Below are 23,839 nucleotides of genomic sequence, written 5' to 3' on the forward strand. Positions count from 1 at the left end.
CCGCCCGGGCCACACGCCCCACCGCCGCGACGGCACCCGTCCCGCGCGGGGACGCCAGGAGGGCGCACGGTCGCCGCCGTAGGCTGGGGGTGTGCGCCTCCTGATCATGTCCGACACCCATCTGCCCAAGCGCGCCAAGGCCCTGCCCGCCCCGCTGCTCGACGAACTCCCGCTCGCCGACGTCGTGATCCACGCCGGGGACTGGGTCGACACGGCCACCCTCGACCTGCTGGAGAGCCGCAGCCGCCGGCTGCTCGCCGTGTACGGCAACAACGACGGCCCCGACCTGCGCGCCCGGCTCCCCGAGGTCGCGTACGCCGAACTCGGCGGACTGCGCTTCGGCGTCGTCCACGAGACGGGGCCCGCCCAGGGCCGCGAGGCCCGCTGCGCCGCCCGCTTCCCCGACCTGGACGTCCTGGTGTTCGGCCACAGCCACATCCCCTGGGACACCACCGCCCCCGGCGGGCCGCGCCTGCTCAACCCCGGCTCCCCGACCGACCGCCGCCGTCAGCCGCACTGCACCTATCTGACGGCCGCGGTGACCGACGGCCGCCTCACGGACGTCGTCCTGCACCGCCTCCCGCCCCGCTGAACTCCGGGCTGAAGTCCCGGAGCGCACCGTCGGCCACGCGGCCGTCCGCCACCCCCGTACGACCGCCGCGTCCTCGGTCTCACGCTCGTCGGCACCACGCACAGCCCGCCGCCCGCTGCCGCTCGGCCCGCCCGCCCGGGGCACCTCGCCGGCTTCCCCCCGCCCTCCGGACCCGCGCCACCGGCCTCACCGACCACCCCGGCCCGGGGACCGGCGCTCACGGAGTGGGGTGGATGTCCCCCGCCGTGGCCGTCAGCGGCGCCCCGCTGCCGCCCCAGCGCAACGCGACGATCTCGGCGGCCACGGACACCGCCACCTCCTCGGGTGTCCGGGCACCCAGGTCGAGCCCCACGGGCGAGCGCAGCCGGGACAGTTCACCGTCGGTGACCCCCGCCTCGACCAGCCGCCGCCGGCGGTCCTCGTGGGTACGGCGGCTGCCCATCGCCCCGACGTACGCGGCCGGCCGGCGCAGCGCCACCTCCAGCAGCGGCACGTCGAACTTCGGGTCGTGGGTCAGCACACAGATCACCGTGCGCCCGTCGGTGTCCGTGTCGCGCAGATAGCGGTGCGGCCACCCCACGACCACCTCGACGCCCGGCGGGAACCGCTCGGCCGTGGCGAACACGGGCCGCGCGTCGCAGACGGTGACCCGGTAGCCCAGGAAGTCCCCGATGCGGGCCACGGCGGCCGCGTAGTCGATCGCCCCGAACACCAGCATCCGCGGCGGCGGCGCGAAGGAGTGCAGGAACACCGCGACGGCGTCCTCCCGCCGCTCGCCGCGCGGCCCGTAGTGCCGTACGCCCGTGGCGCCGAGCGCGAGTTCGCCGCGCGCGTCGGCGGTGACCGCCGCGTCCAGGCCGCTCGCGCCCAGCGTGCCGGAGGTGTGGTCCGGCCAGACGGCGAGCGTGGCGCCGCGCGGCGCGGGCCCGTCCGTCACCGTCGCCACGGTCACCGGCTCACCCGCCGCCACCGACCGCGCGACCGCGCCGAACGACGGGTCGAGGGCGGGCGTCACCGGCCGCACCAGCAGGGTGATCTCGCCACCGCAGGTCAGACCGACGGCGAACGCGTCCTCGTCGCCGTACCCGAAGGTCACCAGCCGGGCCTCGCCGCCGGCCACCACCTCCTGGGCCAGCTCGAAGACCGCGCCTTCCACACAGCCACCGGACACACTGCCCACGACCCGGCCGTCCGGGCCCACCGCCATCACCGCGCCCGGAGCGCGCGGCGCGCTGCGACGGACGGCGACAACGGTGGCGAGCCCGAACGGCGCACCGGCCGCGTACCACCCGTTCAGCACCGGGAGAACGTCCCGCACGTCCCGCTCCTCTCCGTCCGCCACCGGCTGCGCGTCCGCGCGGCGAGCAGCCGGGTACCCCGCGCCGTGCGGGACGTGTCCCGCGGGGCGTCCCACGGGGTGTCCCACGGACGGGCGCCGGACCCGGCGGCCGCGCCGTCCCTCGCCCATGGGCTCCCTTCCGATCCTTACCCCGGTCGGGCCCTGCCGGCGCCGTCCCCCACCCGTCGTGGACTCCCGCCCGTCGTGCCCCCTTCCGGTCCGCACACCGGCCGGACCAGGCGGCCGCCGCCGACTTGCCACATGCTGGATCCATGGGGTGGTCCGGACAGCGGAAGGTGCCCCGTCCGCGCACCGGCGCCCGGACGCCCTCGGGGGGAGCCCCGACTCCGGCAAGAGCAAGGGCGGTGAGGATCGTCATGAAGGGCTACGTCTTCCACGGCCCGGGACAGTCCGCCTGGGAGGAGATCCCGGACCCGGTGATCAAGGACGCCGGCGACGCCATCGTCCGTGTCGACGCCGTCACCATCTGCGGCACGGACCTGCACATCCTCAAGGGCGACCTGCCGGAGGTGCGCCCCGGCACGGTGCTGGGACACGAGGCGGTCGGCGAGATCGTCGAGGTCGGCGGCGAGGTGCACGCCGTGCGGCCGGGGGACCGGGTCCTGGTCTCCTGCATCAGCGCCTGCGGCCGCTGCCGCTACTGCTGGGAGAAGGCGTACGGCCAGTGCCGTGGCGGCGGCGGGTGGATCCTCGGCCACCTGGTCGACGGCACGCAGGCCGAGTACGTCCGTGTGCCCTTCGCAGACCTGTCGCTGCACGCCCTGCCCGGTGGTCTGGACGCCAAGGACGCCGTCCTGCTGGCCGACATCTTCCCGACCGGCTACGAGGTGGGCGTGCTCAACGGCCACGTGCATCCCGGGGACACCGTCGCCGTCGTCGGGGCGGGCCCCGTCGGCCTGGCCGCCATCGCCACCGCCCAGCTGTACGCGCCCGGACGCGTCGTCGCCGTCGATGTCGCCGCCGCCCGGCTGGACGCGGCCAGGGAGCTCGGCGCCGACGCCGTGGTCGACGCCCGGGAGGAGCCCGAGCAACTCGTCACCGACCTCACCGACGGACTCGGCGCCGACGTGGTCATCGAGGCGGTCGGCGTGCCGGAGACCTTCGAGCTGTGCACGCGCATGGTGCGGCCCGGCGGGCACGTCGCCAACGTCGGCGTGCACGGCAGGCCCGTGACCCTGCACCTCGAGGACCTGTGGATCAGGAACGTCACGATCACGACCGGACTGGTCGACACCTACTCCACCCCCACCCTGCTGCGGATGGCCGCCGCCGGGCGACTGCCCACCTCGTCCCTGGTCACGCACGTCTTCCCGCTGGAACGCATGGAGGAGGCCTACGACGTCTTCTCACATGCGGCCGACACCGGGGCGCTCAAGGTGGTGCTCGGTGAGGAGCGGCACGACGTGGTCGCCGTCCGCGCGGCCTGACGAGCACCGAGATTAAATCGTTTCACTCCATCTGAACGGCGTCGCTTCCCAGGTATTGACCTGTTGTGAGGCGGAACCCTAACCTCCGGGCCATCCGTCTGAAACCTTTCATGAAACCGGTGGTGCACCGTGGCCTGGGACATCTCGCGTCGAAGACTCCTCCAGCTCGGTGGCGCCGCGACCGCCTCGGTCGTGCTGACCGGTCCCCGGGCCCTCGCCGCCGGGCCCCCCGGGACCGCCGGGCAGCCCCCCAGGCCGACCGGGATGCTCGCCGACCTGCTGCCGCGGTCCCTCGGGACGAGCGCCGGACGGCAACCCCGGTTCAGCTGGATGGTGCCCGACTTCGGCGCCGGTACCGTCCAGCGGGCGTACCAGCTGCAACTGGCCACCACCCCGGGCGGCTTCGAGACGGACCAGCTGGTCTGGGACTCGGGCAAGCGGCTCTCCGCCGACTCCGTCGCCGTGCCGTACGGCGGGCCCGCGCTGAAGCCCCGCACGGCCTACTGGTGGCGGGTCAGCAGCTGGGGGGAGCGGCGCTCGGCCTGGTCGGAGCCCGCCCTGCTGGCCACCTCGGTCGAGGACGAGTGGGAGGCCGAGCCGATCTGGACACCGGCCGGCCCCACCATGACCGACGGCACCCTCGCCGTCCGCTTGAGGATCACCACGGTGGCCGCGGGCCTGTGGTTCCGGGCCACGAACGCCGCCAACAACTACCTGTGGCAACTGCGCGCGGGCAGCACGGCCGGGGTGCTGCGCAAGCACGTCTGCGTCAACGGGACCTACACCGTCCTCGGCGAGACCACGCTGCCCTTCCCGGTCGCCACCGGCGCGTGGATCGACCTGTCGATCACCATGACCGGTCCGACCTTCGTCACCACCGTCGACGGCGCGGTCGTCGACACCACCGTCCACACCCGCTACACCGGGGGCAACGTCGGCCTGCGCAACGGCCTGACCGAGTCCCAGGTGTACGACCGGGTCGGGTTCACGGCGGCCGACGGCACCGTGCTGCTGGCCGACGACTTCGCCTCCGACAAGGGCACCTTCTCCGCCGGCACCGTCTCCGGCGGCGTCCTCACCTTCCCGGCCGGCGCCACCTCACTGTCGTCGTACGGCGCCGACGACACCTGGGCCCTGCTGCGCCACGAGTACGACCTCGACGACAAGGAGGTCGCCGCCGCCGTCCTCTACGTCGCCGCCACCTCACCCACGCCCGCCCGGCAGTACGTGGCCAAGGTGTGGAGCAACGGCAGCGTGGCCGGCTTCGCCTCCGTGCGTTCCGGCACCGGGGTGGCGTACCAGGCGTTCGACGTCACCGGCACCCTGCGCCGCGGCGAGGCCAACGCCCTGGCCGCGCTCTGCCACACCACCTCGTCGCAGAAGTTCCTGGCCCAGCTGGAGATCACCTACGCCGACGGCACCCGCCGGACGGTCGGCTCCGGCAGCGGCTGGAAGGCGCGCCGCCAGGCCGGGATGCTGCCCGCCCGGGGCAGCGCGGGCAGCACCTACTACGCCGTGCCGCAGGAGTACTGGGACCTGCGCCACGAGCCGGCCGGCTGGACCGAGCCCGGCTTCGACGACGGCGACTGGTACGCCCCCGCGTCCCGGGCGGCCATCGACGGACTGGTCCCGGCGCTGATCGAGCCGGTGCGGCTGCACGACGTACAGCCCTCCTCGGTGACGAAGACGGCCGACGGCCGCTGGCTGGTGGACCTCGGCCGCGAGATCGTCGGCGGACTGGCCCTGAGGATCACCGGCACCGCGGGCGACACCGTCGAGGTGCGCCTCGGCGAGGAACTGAACGCCGACGGCACGGTCCGTCACCAACTGCGCGCCACCAACACCTACCGTGAGGTGTGGACGCTGCGCGACGGTGCCCAGCGCTTCGAGCACTGGGGCTACCGCGGCTTCCGCTGGGCGGAGCTGCGCACCTCGCTCGACCTGTCCGCCGACGGCGTCGTGATCACCGGCCGGGCCTGGAAGCTGGACTGGGACGACTCCCAGAGCTCCTTCCGCAGCTCCGACCCCGACCTCGACCGGGTCTGGGACCTGTGCCGCTACTCCATCGAGGCCACCCGCGGCGACCTCTACACCGACACCCCGACCCGCGAGCGGGGCCCCTACGAGGGTGACGCGCTGATCAACCAGCTCTCCGAGTACGGCGTCCAGCGCTCCTACGCCCTCGCCCGCTGGTCCAACGACTACCTGGTCCGCCAGGGCACCTGGCCCACCGAGTACCGGCTGATGTGCGCCCTGTCGGCCTGGGAGGACTACCTCGCCACCGGCGACGACCGGCAGCTCGCCAAGGACTACGACCTGCTGGTCGCCAAGAACCTCACCGCCCACCTGGACTCCCGGGGCCTGGTCCGCAAGGCCCCCGGCAGCACCAGCCAGGACCTCGGCGACCTGGTCGACTGGCCGGCCGCCAGCCGTGACGGCTACGTCTTCACCACCGTCAACACCGTCGTCAACGCCTTCCAGTACGCGGCCTTCGACGCCCTCGCCCGGTGCGCCCGCGCCCTCGGCAGGGAGGAGGACGCGGACCTGCTGCGCGAGCGTGCCGACACCCTGGCCGGGGCGATGCGGGACACCCTGCTGGACAGCGCGGCGGGCACGTTCCGGGACGGCGTCGGCACCACGCACAGCTCCCAGCACGCCACCGCCTTCCCGGTGGCGCTCGGCGTCGCCGACCCGCTGGAGGAGCCCGTCCTGTCGCGGCTCGGCGACACGCTGGCCGCCGGCGGGACGAAGGTGAGCGTCTACGGATCACAGTTCCTGCTGGACGCGCTCTTCCGGCTCGGCCGCTCCGAGGCGGCACTGGCCCTGCTCACCTCCAGGGCCACCAACTCCTGGCTGCACATGCTGGACGACCTGAAGGCCACCGTCGTCACCGAGGCCTGGGACCCCGCGCTGAAGTCCAACATGACCTTCTCCCACGCCTGGGCGTCCGCACCGGCCAACGCCGTCTCCCGGCACGTGCTGGGCGTGCGGATCACGGCGGCGGGCGCGCGGGAGTTCCTGATCCGGCCGCGGACCGGCGGCCTCACCCGGGTGAACGGCACCGTGCCCTCGGTGCGCGGCCCGGTCTCGGTCTCCGTGGAGCGCTCCGGCACCGCCCACTCGACCCGCGTGACCGTACCGCCGAACTCCCGTGCCGTCGTGGAGGTGGAGATCGGGGACGCCGACCCCGCGGAGTACCGGGTCACCGCCACGGCACCGGGCGACCGCGGCCGGGTGGACGTGCGGCCCTTCACCGACCTCACGGGAACGGTGCTGCGCATCGGACCGGTCGGTTCCGGCACGACGGAGGTCACCCGCACGACCTCCTGACCCGGACGCGGTCACCGCGAACGCCCCGCGGGCGCCGAGAACGGCTCCCGCGGGGCGGTCGAGTGCCGGAGCGACTGCCTGGCGGCGGCCTCCGTCCCGTACGAAGCTGGAAGGGACGGTGGCGGAGTCCGTGGGCCGAGGCCCCGCACCGAGCCGAGGAGGACAGCGATGTCGCACACGACGCAATGGACCGTCCGTCTCCAGCTCGTCGAGGAGGACGACGGCACGACGAGGGCCGACGTGGTGCTGGAGACCGGCACCACGGAGCTCACCGGCCACGGGGCCGCGCACTGCCATCCGGCGGACAGGAACGTGCCGCAGATCGGCGACGAACTGGCGGCCGGGCGGGCCATGAACAACCTCGCCCAGCAGCTGCTGAACGCGGCCCAGCGCGACATCGAGAGCCGGGGCGCCTCCCGGCCGAGCACCGGTCGGGACGCCGGATGGCTCACCTGACGGTCCGACGGTCCGGACCCGTCGGACCGAGCGCCGAGCCGTCGCGCGTGACAGGTTGGACACAGCACTTCTGAGGAGAGGGCGGCGACCATGCGAGCTCACCTCGGTGACCGGCTCGTCATCGAAAGCCCGGCGACCGGTGCCGCGCGACGCGACGGAGAGATCGTCGGACTCCACCACGAGGACGGCACACCCCCCTACGACGTGCGCTGGTCGGACACGCACGACGTGACGCTCGTCTTCCCCGGGCCCGACGCGCACATCCGCCACGTCGGGCACGAACCACCCGGCACACCCGGCGGAGCATCCCGGCAGGACCCGGGGGAGGAGACGCGGGCCGGGCCCGGACAGGCCCCGTCGACCGGGTGGCCCAACCCCGGGGACATCGGCCGTCGTGTGGCCGTCGAGCGCGGCAGACACGGGCTCAGCCGCGAGGAGACCGCCCGCCGCGCCCGGATGTCGCCCGAGTATCTGGCGTACCTGGAGGAGAACCCCGCCGACCCGACCGCGGCGACTCTCGTCAGACTGGCCGACGCCCTCGGCACCACCGTCAGCGCGCTGCGCGGGGGAGGCGCCGATCTGCCACCCGGCCAGGGCCGGGCGCTGCCGCACCCGCGCCTGCTGGACCTCGACGCGCAGGAGTGCCGCGCCCTGCTGTCCACCCACGGTGTGGGGCGCGTCGCGGTGTCGACGTCCGACGGCAGCCCCGTGGTCGTCCCCGTCAACTACGAGGTCGTCGACGACGTGATCGCCTTCCGGACCGCGCCCGACTCGGTGCCCGCGGCGGCCGCGGGCAAGGAGGTCGCCTTCGAGATCGACCACGTCGACGACGCCATGAGCGAGGGCTGGAGCGTGCTGGCGGTGGGCCCCGCTCAGGTCGTCACCGAGCCCGACGCCGTGCGCCGGTTCACGCAGACCGCCCACACCACGCCGTGGGCGGGCGGTGAGCGCGAGATGTGGGTGGTGATCCGGCCCACGACCCTCACGGGCCGCCGCATCGTCCCGGCCGATCAGTAGGGCGGGACAGGGCGGGTCCTCAGGAGACGTGAAGGAACCAGGGCAGGTCCGGAGGAGACGTGGATGAAGTGGCTGGTCTCGCTGATCGGTGCCGGGCTCGTCCTGATCACCCTGCGGGACCTGTTCCACACCCTCTGGCACCCCACCCGCCACGGCGGCCTGAGCCGTCTCGTCATGACGTCGTTGTGGAGACTGTCCCAGCGCTTCCGCGCCCACCGGCGGGTGGTCGGGCTCGTCGGACCGCTCGCCATGGTGACGGTGGTGGGCATGTGGACCGGCACCGTCGTCATCGGCTGGGCCATCGTCTACTGGCCCCACATGCCGGAGGCGTTCACCTTCTCACCCGGTTCGGAGGCGGCGCGGGAGCCGGCGCTGCTCGACTCCGTGTACCTGTCGCTCGTCGTGGTGGCCACCCTGGGCCTCGGGGACATCGCCCCCGGCGAGGGCTGGCTCCGCCTGGTGTCACCGCTGGAGGGCCTGGTCGGCTTCGCCCTGCTGACGGCCACCGTCTCCTGGGTGCTGGAGATCTACCCGGCGCTGACCCGCAGGAGGGTCCTCGCCGTCCGGCTGGCGCTGCTGCGCGACGCCGACCCGACGACCGGCCGGCTCGAGTCCACCGCGGGGGCCCTGCTGTTGGACAGTCTGGCCACCGAAGTCGTCCGCGTGCGCATCGACTTCACCCAGTACGCCGAGGCGTACTACTTCCACGACGGGGACGACCACTCGTCCCTGGCGGTCATGGTCGGCCATGCCGCCACCCTGGCCGAGCGCGGACAGGTGGCGCGGCGCCCGGACGTGCGACTGGCCGGTGACCTGCTCGCCGGAGCACTGAAGGACCTCGCCGCCGTCCTCGACCAGCGCTTCCTGCACACGGGAGGTCCACCGACGGACGTCTTCGCCGCGTACGCCGCCGACCACGGCCGAGCGCAGCCCTGAGCGGTGGTGCGCTCCGGGCGGGCGGGGACGCGTGCGTCTCCTCCCCGGCATGCGCACGGGGTGGGCAGAACCCACACTGGTCTGGACGGAGTACCGGCCGGGGCGGGTCGAGCTCCCTGGGCTCTCCCCGCGCGGCCGGCGACGCGAAGGAGACGACCATGACCACTGCCCGGGACATCATGCACCCCGGTGCCGCCTGCATCCAGGAGAACGAGACGCTGGAGGCCGCGGCGCGCAGGATGAAGGAACTGGACGTCGGGGCCCTGCCGATCTGCGGACCCGACGACCGGCTGCACGGCATCATCACCGACCGCGACATCGTGGTGAAGTGCCTCGCCCGGGGCAAGGACCCGAGGACCATGACGGCGGGTCAGCTGGAGCAGGGCAAGCCGGTCACGATCGACGCCGCGGCCGATGCCGGCCAGGTCCTGCATGCCATGGAGGAGCACAGGATCCGCCGGCTGCCGGTCATCGACGACCATCGCCTCGTCGGCATGATCAGCGAGGCCGACCTGGCACGTCATCTGCCCGAGGGCCAGGTGGGCCACTTCGTCGAGGTCGTCTGCGCGGCTCCCTGACCGAGCGGATCCCGTCGAGGGCCCGGTGCGGAGGCCGGCCCGGTGGACGAGGGCGGGACGAGTGAACCCCTGAGCTGACTGATAGTCAACTTACTCAGGGGTCAGATGGTATTGACGGTGTCCGGAAAGGGTCGGACTGTAGTGGACATGCCGAATTTTCGGGCACGTCTGCTCTCTGTCCTGGTCATCCTCTGCGGATTCCTGACGGTGGCGGGTACCCCGACCGCCACCGCCACCGCCGTCCCCGACTCCCTCCCGTTCGACGGCACCGCCCTCACCGTGTCGGGCGGCCGTTTCGTCGACGCCACCGGCCGCGAGGTCGTGCTGCGCGGCTACAACGTGTCCGGTGAGACCAAGCTCGCGGAGAACAAGGGCCTGCCCTTCGCCTCGGTCGCCGACGCGAAGAAGTCGGCGACCGCCCTGCGCGCTCTCGGCGGCGGCAACTCCGTCCGTTTCCTGCTCTCGTGGGCCTACGCCGAACCGGTGCGCGGCCGGGTCGACACCGCCTACCTGGCCGCCGCCACCGACCAGATGCGCGCCTTCCTCGACGTCGGCATCCGCGTCTACCCCGACTTCCACCAGGACCTCTACTCCCGGTACCTCTTCGACCCCGACAGCTGGTACACCGGCGACGGCGCCCCCCAGTGGGCCGTGGAGCTGGGCGACTACCCCGACGAGTCCTGCGGCGTCTGCCTCTTCTGGGGGCAGAACATCACCCAGAACGGCGCGGTGCGGGCCGCCCAGCACGACTTCTGGCACAACGCCCACGGCCTCCAGGACTCCTTCCTCGCCATGGCCCAGCAAACCATGGCGTACGTCAGGCAGCACCTCACCCCCGAGCAGTTCGCGGGCGTCATCGGCTTCGACCCCTACAACGAGCCGTTCGCCGGCACCTACGACTCCGGCCAGACCAGCCGGACCTGGGAACGGGACCTGCTGTGGCCGTTCTACGTGAAGTTCCGGTCCCGGATGGACGCGGCCGGCTGGCAGGACAAGCCGGCCCTCGTCGAGCCGAACCTCTTCTGGAACGCCAACCTCGACTTCCAGAAGCACGAGGGCGGTCTCCTCGACGCCGGCACCCTCGGCTCCCGCTACGTCCTCAACACCCACTTCTACGACCAGAAGGCCATCTCCGGACTGTTCATGTGGGGCAAGGCCGCCGACGGCCAGTACGTCACCGACTTCGGCACGGTCCGCGACCGGGCGGCGGCGGCCGGGACGACCGCCGTGGTCAGCGAGTTCGGCCACCCCCTCGCGGGTACGGTCTCGGACAAGGCGCCGACCGTCCTCAAGGCCATGTACCAGGCCCTCGACTCCCGGGTGAAGGGCGCCGGCTGGTGGACCGACCCGGCCGCCTCCGGACCGGTCCTCTCCGGCAACCAGTGGCAGTGGGACATCTACCACGGCCGCCACCACGAGCTGATGAACGGCAACCCCGACAAGGTGCTCACCACCGGTGACGCCTGGAACGACGAGGACCTCTCCGCCGTACGCCTCGACGACGCCGGCAACGCGACGCTCCGTCAGGACGCCCGATTGCTCGACCGCGTCTACCCGAGCGCCACCAGTGGCACGACCCTCGCCTTCACCTACGAGGACCGCTCGCGCGACGGCTCGACCACCCTCACCTGGAATCCGGTGCCCGGTTCGCTGCCGAACGTGGCGCAGCTGGTCGGCTCCGGCCAGTACGGCCTGCTGGTGTGGCGCTCGAACGGCACCGCGGCCCCGACGGAACTGCACCTGCCCGCCTCCTTCCCGACCGCCTCCACCACCGTCGTCTCCGACCTGGGCACGGTCCACGGCCCGCCGGCGTACACGAGCACCACGAGGATCGCCGCGGCCCCCGAACCGGGCGGCACGGGCAGCCGACGCCTGCTGCTGAGCGCGCCGGACTCGGGCGCCGTGCACTACGCGTTGGTGACCAACGGGGCGACCGCGCCGTCCGCGTCCCTGCTGGCGGCGGCCCGGTCGGAACTGTCCGCGTGGGCCGCGCGGGAGCTGGGGTAGACCGACGGCGCCCCCGGGGTGCTCCCGGGGGCGCCGTCCGGGCCGTGTGCCCTGCGTTCCCCGGTCAGTTCCCGGGGCTCGTCCAGTCGGCGGCGACGTGTCCCAGCCGTACGCGCTGCGGATGGTCGCCCACCGCGACCGACGCGACCTTCCGGCCGGTGGCGAAGTCGATCGCCGTGACCTGGTCCGAGCCGCTCTCGGAGACGACACAGCTCTTGCCGTCGCCGCTGACCGTGGCCCAGTAGGGCTTGGAGACGGTGATCAGCGGGCCCTCCTGGAGGGTGGCGCGGTCGACGACGGTCGCGTAGTCGTCCATCGTGCCCGCCACGCACAGCTTGCTGCCGTCCGGCCTCATGGAGAGGCCGTGGTGGCGCGAGTCGTTGACGAACGTGGTGCGGTCGTCGCTGGTGGCCGGGTTCTTCGGCAGGGTCTTCGTCCGGGTGATCCTGTCGGTGGCGATGTCGTACTCGAAGAAGCCGTTGAAGAAGGAGACCTGGAAGTACAGCTTGGACTCGTCCGGGGAGAACACGGCCGGGCGCACGGCGTCCGAGTGGTCGGAGAGGCCGGCGGCGTCCAGGCGCTGCCGCATGTCGATGACCTTGACCTGCTGGAAGGTGGTGGCGTCGACGACGGTGATGCGCCGGTCGCCCTTCGTCCAGTCCAGCCAGGGCGCGTCCAGCGCGGTGTTCACCTCGCCGATCGACATGGTCCAGATGTACTTGCCGTCCTTGGTGAAGATGTTCTCGTGCGGCTTGTCGCCCGTGGAGTACGAGCCGAGCTGCTCGCCGGTGTCGATGTCCAGCACGTGCACGGTGTTCGACGTCGAGGCGGAGACCGCGACCCGGGTGCCGTCGGGGGAGACGGCCATGTGGTCCGAGCGGTAACCCGACACGGGGAAACGCCAGTTGACGGCGCCCGTGGTGAGGTCGATCGAGACGACGTCGGCGAAGCTGGGCCGGGAGACGACCACCGAGGTGCCGTCCGGCGTGGAGTACATGTCGTCGACGAACTGGTCGTGGCCCTCGCCGACGCTGTTGCGGATGGTCATGAAGGCGATCCACCGGATCGGGTCGGCGTTGATGTCCGCCATCCGCTCGTCCTTGTCGGGGATGACGTTGATCCGGCCGATCTTCGCGAAGTCGCCGGTGGACCTGATGACGTCGGCCGTGCCTTCCCAGTTGTTCCCGACGAACATCACCTCGCGCAGCGCGGCGGCGTCGGCGCCGGAGGCGGCCGTGGCGACGGCCGCGGGGGCGGTGACGGTCAGGACGAGGGCGGCGGCCACGGAGCATAGGTGCCTGGATCTGAAGGCAGCCATGAGTGCTCTCTCCTCTGCGGTGGGGGCGGGTGCGCGGGCAGGGGCAAGCAACGCCCGAATCTGAACACGGCTGCGTCCAGAGTGGACTTACTGGAAAGTAAGGAAGGGGTGCCGTTCACCACAAGACTGCGTACACGACAAAATCGACCGACACAGCGACGAGGGAGGGTCAGTGGCGGGCAGGCTGAAGGCGCCGACCGGCCGTTACGCCGGAAAGTCCGCCGAGGAGCGGCAGGCCGAGCGGCGTCGGAGATTCCTGGACGCGGCGCTGCAGCTGTTCGGCGAGACCCCCGGATACCGGGGCACGACGGTCGCGGCGCTCAGCGAGGCGGCCGGTCTGTCGACCCGTCAGTTCTACGAGGAGTTCCGCACTCTGGAGGACGTCCTGGCGGCCCTGCACCTCCAGGTCAACGACTGGGCCGAAGAAGCCGTGGTGGCCGCCTTCGCGGCCGCCCGTGACCTGCCGCTGGCCGACCGGGTCACGGCGATCTTCCGCGCCTACGCCGCCAACGTCACCGCCGACCCGCGCCGCATCCGCATCACCTTCGTCGAGATCGTCGGCGTCAGCCCGCGCCTGGAGGAACAGCGCCTGGCCCGCCGGGCCCGCTGGATCGAGCTCATCTGCGCCGAGGCGACGGCGGCGGCCGCCCGCGGCGAGGCGGCCCCCCGCGACTACCGCCTCGCGGCGACCGCCTTCATCGGCAGCGTCAACGGCCTCCTCCACGACTGGAGCGCCGGCTGGGTGGACGCCACCCTCGACGAGGCCGTGGACGAACTGGTCCGGCAGCTGCTGGGCATCCTGCGGCCGCCGGGGTGGGAACCGGGCCGCTCCTGACCCGCGCCCGCGCGCGGGAGGCTCACCCCGTCAGCCGCGCCTTCCAGATCTCCTCGCTGGGCCAGTGGTGGGCCCACTCGGCGGTGACCTCGGGGTAGTCGCGGGGACGGGGGCCCGGAGTTCGACGAGGTCCTCGACGGTGAAGCCCTCGGAACGCAGCAGGCGCAGCATCTCACCGTGGGGGAGGCTGAACTCCCGGGAGCCGTCCGCGTCCAGTCCGCGCAGCCCGAACTGCGGGCGCAGCAGGGTCGGGCCTGAGCACCCGCGCGGCCTCCGGGATCCACCGGTGGGGGTCGCACCACAGTGAGGCACCGTACTCACTGACGGCCAGGTCGAAGGTGCCGTCGTCGAGGGGGAGACGCTCGGCGTCGCCCAGGACGAGCGGGAACGGGAGACCGAACTCCGCCTGCATCGCGCGGGCGGTGGCCAGCTGCCGCTCCGAGATGTCGACCCCGACCGGGCGCGCCCCCGCCCGGGCCGGCCGTGCGCAGACGTAGGCGGTGCCGCAGCCGGGCTCGACCACGTCCGTCCCGGTCAGGTCCCCGGGCAGCACCGAGAGCTCCGACTCCGCGGTGCCCCACAGACCCCAGCGCGGCTCCGGCTGCGACCAGTGGGCGCGGGCGAGCGGCCCGTGGACGGCGGCCGCCTCCTCGTCCCGGAGCGCCGGTTGAGGTCCACATGGTCGGCCGGGGCCGGGTGATCGGTCATACGGGCCATTGCAGCGCCGCCCGTGCGCGCCGACAACCGGATTGCGCCCCGGCCGGCCCGTCACGCCATCCGTGCCACCGCCTCCACCACCCGCCCCACCCCGTCCTCCGCCCGCACCCGCGCCCCCAACTCCCGGGCCCGGGCCCGGAAACCGTCCTCGCGGGTCACCCGCAGGAGCGCCGGGGCCAGCGTCTCGGCGGTCAGCCGCCGCAACGGGACGACCCGCGGCGCCAGCCCCAGGGTCACCAGCCGGTCCGCCCAGAATCCCTCGTCGAACTGGACCGGCACCGGTACGGCGGGCACGCCCGCCCGGACCCCGGCCGCCGTGGTGCCCGCGCCGCAGTGGTGCACCACCGCGGCCGTCTCCGGGAAGAGCAGGGAGTGGGGAACCTCGTCGACGGTCAGCATGTCGTCGCCGTCGGCCGCGAGACCGGCCCAGCCCCGCTGGATCACCCCGCGCAGCCCGGCCCGCCGGAGCGCGCGCACGATCTCCGTGCCCAGCCGCCGCGGATCGGGCACGGTCGCGCTGCCCAGACCGACGAAGACCGGCGGCGGCCCGGCGTCCAGGAAGTCCCGCACGGCCGGCGGCAGCCGGGTGTCGCGGTCGTACGGCCACCAGTAGCCGGTGATGCCGAGTTCCGGCCGCCAGTCACGGGGCCGGGGGACGAGATGGGTGCTGAAGCCGTGCAGCACGGGCCGGTCCCGGCGGACGCGCGGCCCGGTGCCGAAGCGACGGGCGGGCAGCCCCAGCCGGGCCCGGACCGCCGGCAGGGCCGGGGCGAAGACCCGCTGCACGGCCAGCTCCACACCGTGCCCGGCGAGCCGGTTGCCGACCGGCCCCCAGGAGCCGCCCCCGAGCATCGGCGGCGCGAACTCCCGGGTGGGCGCGAGGGGCTGGAGGCAGAGGCCGAGGCTCGGCAGGGACAGCCCCTCGGCGATGCTGTGCCCGAGCGGCGCCACCGACGCGGAGAGCAGGAGGAGGTCGCTCGCGTGGGCGGCGGCCACCAGGTCGTCGGTCATCCGGCCCACCACCGCCCGCGCCATCCGCGCCACCCGCAGCAGCTTGCCCGCGCCGGTGGAACTGCGGTGCAGCCCCCGGCCGCGCTCCGACTCCAGCTCCGCCCGCGGGTCGACCGGCAACGCGTGGAAGTCCATCCCCGAGCCGGTCACCAGCGGGGCGAAGCGCGCGTGGGTGACCAGGGTGACCTCGTGGCCCGCGCGCACGAGTGCGTGCCCCAGTCCGGTGAAGGGGGCGACATCGCCCCGGGAGCCCGCCGTCATGATCGCCACTCGCACGACGGACAGTATGGAGGCGCCGGACCGGCACCCGGGTGAAGGACCGGGTAAAAAGAGCCAGTTCACTCCTGTCCCAGCCGTTGACTTCACCCACGGACGGCTCTACTTTCGGCGCGCAGCACGTTCGGAAGACCGATCCCCGTCCGAAATATCGGACCGTCGTGTCTCACACCCCCCGGAAGCCGCTGAGTCACGGACACCGAAGGACGCGGGCCCCGCCCGATCGAAGGAGCCGCATGTACCCCCCACCCCCGCGCCGCCCCGACCTCGTCAGACGTTGCCGAAGCGCCGCCGCACGCGCCCTCGCCCTGCTGCTGACCGCGACCGCCGCGCTCCTGTTCGTCCAGGCCGCGCCGGCCCAGGCCGCGACCGCGCGTCAGATACCCGTCCCCACCGCGCCGATGGGCTGGGCGTCCTGGAACAGCTTCGCCGCGAAGATCGACCACAACGTCATCAAGCAGCAGGTCGACGCCTTCGTCGCGGCGGGCCTGCCCGCGGCCGGCTACCAGTACGTCAACATCGACGAGGGCTGGTGGCAGGGCACCCGTGACAGCGCGGGCAACATCACCGTCGACGAGTCCGAGTGGCCCGGCGGCATGAGCGCCATCGCCGACTACATCCACAGCAAGGGCCTCAAGGCCGGTATCTACACCGACGCCGGCAAGGACGGCTGCGGCTACTACTTCCCGACCGGCCGCCCCGCCGCGCCGGGCAGCGGCAGCGAGGGCCACTACGAGCAGGACATGCTCCAGTTCTCGAAGTGGGGCTTCGACTTCGTCAAGGTCGACTGGTGCGGCGGCGACGCCGAGGGCCTCGACGCGGCGACGACGTACAAGGCGATCAGCGACGCCGTCGCCAGGGCCACCGCCACCACCGGCCGCCCGCTGACCCTCTCGATCTGCAACTGGGGCTACCAGAACACCTGGAACTGGGCCCCCGGCCTCGCGCCGATGTTCCGCACCAGCACCGACATCGTCTACTGGGGCAACAAGCCCTCGATGACGAACCTGCTGTCCAACTTCGACCAGGGCCTGCACCCGACCGCCCAGCACACCGGCTACTACAACGACCCCGACATGCTGATGGTCGGCATGGACGGCTTCACCGCCGCCCAGAACCGCACCCACATGAATCTGTGGGCCATCTCCGGCACCCCGCTCCTCGCCGGCAACAACCTGGCGACCATGACCGCCGAGACCGCCGCCATCCTGAAGAACCCCGAAGTCATCGCCGTCGACCAGGACCCGCGCGGCCTCCAGGGCGTGAAGGTCGCCGAGGACACCACCGGGGCGCAGGTGTACGGCAAGGTCCTCGCCGGCACCGGCAAGCGCGCCGTCGTCCTGCTCAACCGCACCTCCTCCGCGCGGAACATCACCGTCCGCTGGTCCGACCTGGGCCTGACGAACGCCTCCGCGACCGTCCGCGACCTGTGGGCCCGCGCCGACGTCGGGACGTACGGCACGAGTTACACCGCGAACGTCCCCGCGGGCGGCTCCGTGATGCTCACCGTCACCGGCGGTACCGAGGCCTCGGGCAGCACCTACACGGGCACGTCGAGCTTCTCCGGCGTGGCGGCCGGGAGCACCGGCCTGAAGGTCGTCGACGTCGCCTACACCAACACCGCCTCCACCGCCCGCACCGCGACCCTGAAGGTCAACGGCCAGACGGCGACGACGGTGTCCTTCCCGCCGACCGGCTCCGCGCAGGGCACGATCACCCTCCAGGTCGCCCTGTCCAAGGGCTCCTCGAACACGATCGCCTTCACCGGTGCCCCGGCGCTCGCCGACATCACCGTCCGCCCCCTGCCCGGCACCAACGGCACCCTGGTCGTCGGCAAGCAGTCCGGCCGCTGCCTCGACATCTACAACAGCACCCTCACCAACGGCACCCAGGCCGAGCTGTGGGACTGCAACGGCGGCTCCAACCAGGCCTGGACGTACACCTCCCGCAAGGAACTCGTGGTGTACGGCAACAAGTGCCTGGACGCCTACAACCTCGGGACCACCAACGGCACCAAGGTCGTCATCTGGGACTGCAACGGCCAGGACAACCAGAAGTGGAACGTCACCGCGGACGGCACGCTCACCAACGTCCACTCCGGTCTCTGCCTCGACGCCCACGGCGCCGGCACCGCCAACCGCACCCCGATGGTGCTGTGGACGTGCGGCGGCGCCGACAACCAGAGGTGGACCCTGACCTGACGACCGGAAACCGCCCGGTCCGGGCCGGGGCGACCGGTCGCTGAGAACCCTGGCCCGGGGCGGCCCCAGGCCGCCCCGGGCCGCCGTGCGGGGGAGGCCGCGCCGCTCCCGGCGTGACCCCCCTCCTACTCGTCCCAGGCCTGGATCATCGTCTGATCGACGATCTTGCCGTCGCGCAGCGAGACCATCGACTCGGCCAGGACGCGCACCCCGTCCGGGTACTCGCACGACTCGCAGAACGCGGCGCGATCGCCCTGCACGACACAGTCCTCCAGCCGGTGCGTCATGTCCCGGCTGTAGACGTCGTCGAGCATCTCGGCTATCTCGTCCCGGCCGTGCAGGACCTTCGGGTGGCTCGGCTGGGTGTTGTGGTCGACGATCCGCAGCTGCGCGTCGTCGGCGTAGAGCGACAACAGCGTCGCCGACGTGTGTCCTTCCACGCCTCTGCGCAGCGTCTCGGTGTCGAAGACGGAGCCTGCCGCAGTGCCCATGGTGACCTCCTCGCAGGGCCGCGGACCCGAAGGAGACGGGGCCGCCGGGCCCTCACCTTCGAGACTCCTCCGCCCCACCGGGCTCGGCAAGCGCACCGGACCGCCTGCGCCTGTCGGGTGAGCGGCCCCCCGCACCCGTGTCCGTGGGACCGCCGGCCGCGTTGCTGAAGGCATGATCTCCACTCGACGCATCGTCGCCGCCGCCGCTCTCGCCGTCGGGGTCACGGGCCTCGCCGCGCCCCTGGCGAACGCGGCCGAAGCCCCGGACGCCGGCAAGCTGAACCCGATCGCCCTGCTGGACTCGCTCGCCGCGAGCGAGATCCCCGCCGAGCACCGGCACCAGCTCCCGCCGGTCTCCCGGCAGCTCTCCGAGGTGAAGAAGGTCCACGAGCTCGGCAAGCTGAACGAGCTGCACCAGGTCACCGACCTCGCCGCCCCCGTCACGCAGCTGCTGCCCGCCATCGAGACCTGACCGTCCTCGCGCCACCGTCGAGGGGGCCGCCCGGCCGTCCGGGCGGCCCCCTCGACGGTGCCGGCGGCTCACTCGGCCGTGGCGAGGAACTGGGTCGCCGCCAGCTCCGCGTACAGCGGATCGGCCGCTACGAGCTCACGGTGCGTACCCACCGCGCGGACCCGGCCCGCGTCCATCACGACGATCCGGTCGGCGGAGGTGACCGTCGACAGCCGGTGGGCGACGACGAGCACGGTGGTCGTCCGGGCCACGTCGGCGACGGTGTCGCGCAGGGCCGCCTCGTTCACCGCGTCCAGCTGGGACGTCGCCTCGTCGAGCAGCAGCAGGCGCGGACTGCGCAGCAGCGCGCGGGCGATGGCCACCCGCTGACGCTCCCCGCCGGACAGCTTGGTCCCGCGATGCCCGACCAGCGTCTCCAGTCCCTGCGGCAGCCGCGCGACCAGATCGTCGAGCCGGGTCGTCTTCAGCACCCGCCGCACGGTGGCGTCGTCGGCCTCCGGACTGCCCAGCAGCAGGTTGTCGCGCAGGGTGCCCGACAACACCGGCGCGTCCTGCTCGACGTAGCCGATGGCGGCCCGCAGACGGGGCAGCTCCCAGTCGGTGAGGGCGCGGCCGTCGAGGGTGATCGTGCCGGACTCGGGGTCGTAGAACCGCTCGACGAGGGAGAACACCGTGGTCTTGCCGGCGCCGGAGGGGCCGACGAACGCGGTCATGCCCCGGGCCGGGACGTCGAACGTCACCCCGTGGTGGACGTACGGCAGGTCCTCGGCGTACCGGAAGCGGACGTCGGTGAACGCGAGCGAGGCCGGTTCGGCGGTGGACGACGGCAGCGGCTCGGGCCGGGCCGCCGGTTCGGCGGGCAGCCGCAGCGCCTCCTGGATCCGGCCGAGGGCCGCCGAGCCGGTCTGGTACTGGGTGATCGCGCCGACGACCTGCTGGATCGGCGACATCAGATAGAAGACGTACAGCAGGAACGCCACCAGCGTCGCGATGTCGATCGCGCCCGTCGCGACCCGCGCACCACCCACCGCCAGCACCGTGATGAAAGCGGTCTGCATCGCCAGGCCGGCCGTGTTGCCCGCCGCCGCCGACCACTTGGCGGCCCGCACGCTCTGCCGCCACGACTCCTCCGCCGCCGCGTGCAGCGCCCGCTCCTCGCGCTCCTCGGCACCCGACGCCTTCACCGTGCGCAGCGCGCCGAGCACCCGTTCCAGCGAGGCGCCCATCACGCCGACCGCGTCCTGCGCCCGGCGGCTGGCCCGGTTGATGCGGGGCACGATCACCCCGAGGACCACGCCCGCGCCCAGGATCACCGCCAGCGTGACCGAGAGCAGCACCGGGTCCACCACCCCCATCAGCACCACCGTCGCCACGAGCGTCAGCCCGCCGGTGCCGAGCCCCACCAGGGAGTCGGTGGTGACCTCCCGCAGCAGGGTCGTGTCCGAGGTGATGCGCGCCATCAGGTCACCGGGCTCGCTGCGGTCCACCGCCGTGATCCGCAGCCGCAGCAGATACGACGACAGCGCCCGCCGCGCGCCCAGCACCACCGACTCCGCCGTGCGCCGCAGCACGTAGGAACCCACCGCGCCCACCGCCGCGTTGGCGATCACGAGCGCCGACATCGCGAGCAATGCGCCCGTGATCGGGCGGTCCGCGGCGAGGTCGTCGATCAACCCCCGCGCCACCAGCGGCAGGAGCAGCCCGGTGGCCCCGGTGACCAGGGAGAGCAGCGCCCCCGCCAGCAGGGCCCGGCGGTGCGGTCGTACGTAACCGAGCAGCAGGCGCCACGGGGGTGGGACGGCGGCCGATTCTGCGTTGCTCACGGGGCTCCTCCGGACGGTTTCGGGGTGGCGCCGTTCAGGCTACGTGGGCAGGCCCCGTGCGTGGCCGGAAGGAAGCGTTCCGGGCGGTGACCTGCCCTGTTGCGCGTGCCGTTACCGATCGGTGGCGCGTAGGGTCGGGGCAGGGACAGATCGCCGCGACGAAAGGGCAGCACCATGGCGCAGGAAGTGCGCGCAGTGATCGCGCCGGGCAAGGACGAGCCGGTGCGGGTGGAGACGATCGTGGTGCCGGACCCGGGGCCCGGGGAGGCCGTCGTACAGGTGCAGGCCTGCGGGGTCTGTCACACCGACCTGCACTACAAACAGGGCGGGATCAGCCAGGACTTCCCCTTCCTGCTCGGCCATGAGGCGGCGGGGGTGGTGGAGTCGGTCGGCGAGGGCGTCACCGACGTCGCCCCCGGCGACTTCGTGATCCTCAACTGGCGGGCGGTGTGCGGCCGGTGCCGGGCCTGTCTGCGGGGCCGGCCCTGGTACTGCTTCGACACGCACAACGCGCGGCAGAGGATGGCCCTGACCGACGGCACCGAGCTGTCACCGGCGCTGGGGATCGGGGCGTTCGCGGAGAAGACGCTGGTGGCGGCCGGGCAGTGCACGAAGGTCGACCCGTCGGTGTCGGCGCAGGTGGCGGGGCTGCTGGGCTGTGGAGTGATGGCCGGCATCGGCGCGGCGATCAACACGGGCCAGGTCGGCCGGGGCGACACCGTCGCCGTGATCGGCTGCGGCGGGGTGGGCGACGCGGCCGTCGCCGGGTCGCGCCTGGCGGGCGCGGCGAGGATCATCGCCGTGGACATCGACGACCGGAAGCTGGAGACGGCCCGCTCGATGGGGGCCACCCACACGGTCAACTCCACGGAGACCGACCCGGTGGAGGCGATCCGTGAGCTGACCGGAGGGTTCGGCGCGGACGTCGTCATCGAGGCCGTCGGCCGCCCCGAGACCTACCGGCAGGCCTTCTACGCCCGGGACCTGGCCGGGACCGTCGTCCTCGTCGGTGTGCCGACCCCGGAGATGAAGCTGGAGCTGCCGCTGCTGGACGTGTTCGGCCGAGGCGGCTCGCTGAAGTCGTCCTGGTACGGCGACTGCCTGCCTTCCCGTGACTTCCCCATGCTCATCGACCTGCATCTGCAGGGGCGCCTGGACCTCGCGGCGTTCGTGACCGAGACCATCCGGCTCGACGAGGTGGAGAAGGCGTTCGAACGCATGCACCACGGTGACGTGCTGCGCTCGGTGGTGGTGCTGTGATGGCCACCCGCATCGAACGCCTCGTCACCTCCGGACAGTTCAGCCTCGACGGCGGCACCTGGGACGTCGACAACAACGTCTGGATCGTCGGTGACGACCACGAGGTGATCGTGATCGACGCCGCCCACGACGCCGACGCCATCGCGGCCGCCGTCGGCGACCGTCGGCTGACGGCCATCGTGTGCACCCACGCCCACAACGACCACGTCGGCGCCGCGCCCGCCCTCGCGGACCTGACGGGCGCCACCATCTGGCTGCACCCCGACGACCTGCCGCTGTGGAAGCTGACCCACCCCGACCGCGAGCCCGACGCCCATCTGGCCGACGGCCAGGTCATCGAGGCCGCAGGCGCCGACCTGACCGTCCTGCACACCCCCGGACACGCGCCCGGCGCGGTCTGCCTGCACGACCCCGGACTCGGCGTGCTCTTCACCGGTGACACCCTCTTCCAGGGCGGCCCCGGCGCCACCGGCCGCTCCTACTCCCACTTCCCGACGATCATCACCTCGATCCGGGACCGGCTCCTGACCCTCCCACCCGAGACGAAGGTCCTCACCGGCCACGGCGACCCGACCACCGTCGGCGCCGAGGCACCCCACCTGGAGGAGTGGATCGCCCGGGGCCACTGAGACACCGGCCGCCCGGCCGCGCCCGGTCGCGAGGCCCGTGCACGACCGGCAGCGCACGACCGGCCGGGCCCGGGCGGGTGAACCGCCGGAAAAGGCGACAGGAGATGTCCGGCTTCCCCGCGATCCTCGATCACGGCATCGACGGAACACGCACAGGAGGTCGGACATGTCCGGTCCGCTGGAAGGCAAGGTCGCGCTGGTCGCCGGGGCGACCCGGGGCGCGGGACGGGGAATCGCCGTGGAACTGGGGGCGGCCGGCGCCACCGTCTACGTCACCGGGCGCACCACCCGCGACCGCCGCTCCGAGTACGACCGCCCGGAGACGATCGAGGACACCGCCGACCTGGTCACCGAGGCCGGCGGTCACGGCATCGCCGTGCCCACCGACCACCTCGAGCCCGACCAGGTCCGCACCCTCGTCGACCGGATCGCCGACGAGCGGGGCCGCCTCGACGTCCTCGTCAACGACATCTGGGGTGGCGAGCACCTCTTCCAGTGGGACACCCCCGTCTGGGAGCACGACCTCGACAAGGGGCTGCGGCTGCTGCGGCTCGCCGTCGAGACGCACGCCATCACCAGCCACCACGCCCTGCCGCTCCTCCTGCGCCGGCCCGGCGGCCTGGTCGTCGAGGTGACCGACGGCACCGCCGACTACAACCGCGACACCTACCGCAACAGCTTCTTCTACGACCTCGCCAAGGCGTCCGTCCTGCGCATGGCCTTCTCCCTCGGCCACGAACTCGGCCCCCGCGGAGCCACCGCGCTGGCGCTCACGCCCGGCTGGCTCCGCTCGGAGATCATGCTGGACCACTTCGGGGTGCGCGAGGACAACTGGCGGGACGCCCTCGACCGCGTGCCCCACTTCGCCATCTCCGAGACGCCCCGTTACGTCGGCCGCGCCGTCGCCGCCCTCGCCGCCGACCCCGAGGTCCGCCGATTCAACGGTGCGTCCCTCTCCAGCGGCGGCCTCGCCCCGGTGTACGGCTTCACCGATCTCGACGGCAGCCGCCCCGACGCCTGGCGCTACCTCGTCGAGGTACAGGACGCGGGCAAGCCGGCGGACCCGACGGGGTACCGGTGAGCCGGTCGCTGACCGTCGTTCG

General features: G+C 72.9%; 20 protein-coding genes. 14 read left to right on the forward strand and 6 right to left on the reverse strand.

Annotation, left to right across the window (positions count from 1 at the left end; genetic code table 11):
- Positions 1-91 precede the first annotated feature (91 nt).
- Positions 92-592 (forward strand): metallophosphoesterase family protein, encoded by a 501-nt coding sequence (locus ACIBBD_RS12505; RefSeq protein WP_399419312.1) that lies wholly within the window; start codon positions 92-94, stop codon positions 590-592.
- 217 nt (positions 593-809) lie between these two features.
- On the opposite strand, the gene ACIBBD_RS12510 is transcribed toward ACIBBD_RS12505, so the two are convergent.
- Positions 810-1,910, reverse strand: coding sequence for an XdhC family protein (locus ACIBBD_RS12510; RefSeq protein WP_399419313.1), 1,101 nt, complete (start codon positions 1,908-1,910; stop codon positions 810-812).
- 398 nt (positions 1,911-2,308) lie between these two features.
- Here ACIBBD_RS12510 and ACIBBD_RS12515 point away from each other — a divergent pair, with 398 nt between their 5' ends.
- The 7 genes from ACIBBD_RS12515 (at position 2,309) to ACIBBD_RS12545 (ending at position 11,703) form a co-directional block, all read left to right on the forward strand.
- A complete protein-coding gene (locus ACIBBD_RS12515) occupies positions 2,309-3,379 on the forward strand; it encodes a zinc-dependent alcohol dehydrogenase family protein (protein WP_399419487.1) in 1,071 nt (356 codons plus the stop codon).
- Positions 3,380-3,508: 129 nt separating this feature from the next.
- Positions 3,509-6,709 (forward strand): family 78 glycoside hydrolase catalytic domain, encoded by a 3,201-nt coding sequence (locus ACIBBD_RS12520; protein WP_399419314.1) that lies wholly within the window; start codon positions 3,509-3,511, stop codon positions 6,707-6,709.
- A 168-nt stretch (positions 6,710-6,877) separates the two neighbouring features.
- Positions 6,878-7,165 carry a DUF1876 domain-containing protein gene (locus ACIBBD_RS12525; protein ID WP_399419315.1) on the forward strand — a complete coding sequence of 96 codons (288 nt, stop codon included), beginning with the start codon at positions 6,878-6,880 and terminating at the stop codon, positions 7,163-7,165.
- Between the two features lie 90 nt (positions 7,166-7,255).
- Complete coding sequence (locus ACIBBD_RS12530; RefSeq protein WP_399419316.1) at positions 7,256-8,182, forward strand: DUF1918 domain-containing protein; 927 nt, start codon at positions 7,256-7,258, stop codon at positions 8,180-8,182.
- Positions 8,183-8,245: 63 nt separating this feature from the next.
- Positions 8,246-9,118 carry a potassium channel family protein gene (locus ACIBBD_RS12535; RefSeq protein ID WP_399419317.1) on the forward strand — a complete coding sequence of 291 codons (873 nt, stop codon included), beginning with the start codon at positions 8,246-8,248 and terminating at the stop codon, positions 9,116-9,118.
- 158 nt (positions 9,119-9,276) lie between these two features.
- Positions 9,277-9,696 (forward strand): CBS domain-containing protein, encoded by a 420-nt coding sequence (locus ACIBBD_RS12540; protein ID WP_399419318.1) that lies wholly within the window; start codon positions 9,277-9,279, stop codon positions 9,694-9,696.
- 147 nt (positions 9,697-9,843) lie between these two features.
- Positions 9,844-11,703 carry an endoglycosylceramidase gene (locus tag ACIBBD_RS12545; RefSeq protein ID WP_399419319.1) on the forward strand — a complete coding sequence of 620 codons (1,860 nt, stop codon included), beginning with the start codon at positions 9,844-9,846 and terminating at the stop codon, positions 11,701-11,703.
- Between the two features lie 64 nt (positions 11,704-11,767).
- Here the strand turns inward: ACIBBD_RS12545 and ACIBBD_RS12550 are convergent, their stop codons facing one another.
- On the reverse strand, positions 11,768-13,021 hold the full coding sequence (locus ACIBBD_RS12550; protein WP_399419320.1) for a YncE family protein: 1,254 nt from the start codon (positions 13,019-13,021) through the stop codon (positions 11,768-11,770).
- Between the two features lie 172 nt (positions 13,022-13,193).
- On the opposite strand from ACIBBD_RS12550, the gene ACIBBD_RS12555 reads away from it, so the two are divergent.
- Complete coding sequence (locus ACIBBD_RS12555) at positions 13,194-13,856, forward strand: TetR/AcrR family transcriptional regulator (RefSeq protein WP_399419321.1); 663 nt, start codon at positions 13,194-13,196, stop codon at positions 13,854-13,856.
- A 172-nt stretch (positions 13,857-14,028) separates the two neighbouring features.
- Here ACIBBD_RS12555 and ACIBBD_RS12560 read toward each other — a convergent pair whose 3' ends face one another.
- Both ACIBBD_RS12560 and ACIBBD_RS12565 read right to left on the reverse strand, forming a co-directional pair.
- The gene (locus tag ACIBBD_RS12560) at positions 14,029-14,409 is read right to left on the reverse strand and encodes a class I SAM-dependent methyltransferase (RefSeq protein WP_399419322.1); all 381 of its coding nucleotides are present in this window, start codon (positions 14,407-14,409) and stop codon (positions 14,029-14,031) included.
- 215 nt (positions 14,410-14,624) lie between these two features.
- Positions 14,625-15,845 (reverse strand): glycosyltransferase, encoded by a 1,221-nt coding sequence (locus ACIBBD_RS12565; RefSeq protein WP_399419488.1) that lies wholly within the window; start codon positions 15,843-15,845, stop codon positions 14,625-14,627.
- Positions 15,846-16,096: 251 nt separating this feature from the next.
- Between ACIBBD_RS12565 and ACIBBD_RS12570 the strand changes: the two genes are divergently transcribed.
- Positions 16,097-18,061: a ricin-type beta-trefoil lectin domain protein gene (locus tag ACIBBD_RS12570; protein ID WP_399419323.1), complete on the forward strand. Its 1,965-nt coding sequence runs from the start codon at positions 16,097-16,099 to the stop codon at positions 18,059-18,061.
- Between the two features lie 125 nt (positions 18,062-18,186).
- Here the strand turns inward: ACIBBD_RS12570 and ACIBBD_RS12575 are convergent, their stop codons facing one another.
- Positions 18,187-18,552 (reverse strand): nuclear transport factor 2 family protein, encoded by a 366-nt coding sequence (locus ACIBBD_RS12575; RefSeq protein ID WP_399419324.1) that lies wholly within the window; start codon positions 18,550-18,552, stop codon positions 18,187-18,189.
- A 172-nt stretch (positions 18,553-18,724) separates the two neighbouring features.
- On the opposite strand from ACIBBD_RS12575, the gene ACIBBD_RS12580 reads away from it, so the two are divergent.
- Positions 18,725-19,024 carry a hypothetical protein gene (locus ACIBBD_RS12580; RefSeq protein ID WP_399419325.1) on the forward strand — a complete coding sequence of 100 codons (300 nt, stop codon included), beginning with the start codon at positions 18,725-18,727 and terminating at the stop codon, positions 19,022-19,024.
- Positions 19,025-19,092: 68 nt separating this feature from the next.
- Here ACIBBD_RS12580 and ACIBBD_RS12585 read toward each other — a convergent pair whose 3' ends face one another.
- Positions 19,093-20,847 carry an ABC transporter ATP-binding protein gene (locus tag ACIBBD_RS12585; RefSeq protein ID WP_399419326.1) on the reverse strand — a complete coding sequence of 585 codons (1,755 nt, stop codon included), beginning with the start codon at positions 20,845-20,847 and terminating at the stop codon, positions 19,093-19,095.
- A gap of 174 nt (positions 20,848-21,021) precedes the next feature.
- On the opposite strand from ACIBBD_RS12585, the gene ACIBBD_RS12590 reads away from it, so the two are divergent.
- The 3 genes from ACIBBD_RS12590 (at position 21,022) to ACIBBD_RS12600 (ending at position 23,817) form a co-directional block, all read left to right on the forward strand.
- The gene (locus ACIBBD_RS12590) at positions 21,022-22,107 is read left to right on the forward strand and encodes an S-(hydroxymethyl)mycothiol dehydrogenase (RefSeq protein ID WP_399419327.1); all 1,086 of its coding nucleotides are present in this window, start codon (positions 21,022-21,024) and stop codon (positions 22,105-22,107) included.
- Positions 22,107-22,736 (forward strand): MBL fold metallo-hydrolase, encoded by a 630-nt coding sequence (locus tag ACIBBD_RS12595; RefSeq protein ID WP_399419328.1) that lies wholly within the window; start codon positions 22,107-22,109, stop codon positions 22,734-22,736. Before ACIBBD_RS12590 ends, ACIBBD_RS12595 begins: the two co-directional genes overlap by 1 nt.
- A gap of 166 nt (positions 22,737-22,902) precedes the next feature.
- Entirely contained in the window at positions 22,903-23,817 is a 915-nt protein-coding gene (locus ACIBBD_RS12600) for an SDR family oxidoreductase (protein ID WP_399419329.1), read from the forward strand.
- The last annotated feature ends 22 nt before the right edge of the window (positions 23,818-23,839 follow it).

Source organism: Streptomyces sp. NPDC051315 (assembly GCF_044455165.1).
GTDB lineage: Bacteria > Actinomycetota > Actinomycetes > Streptomycetales > Streptomycetaceae > Streptomyces.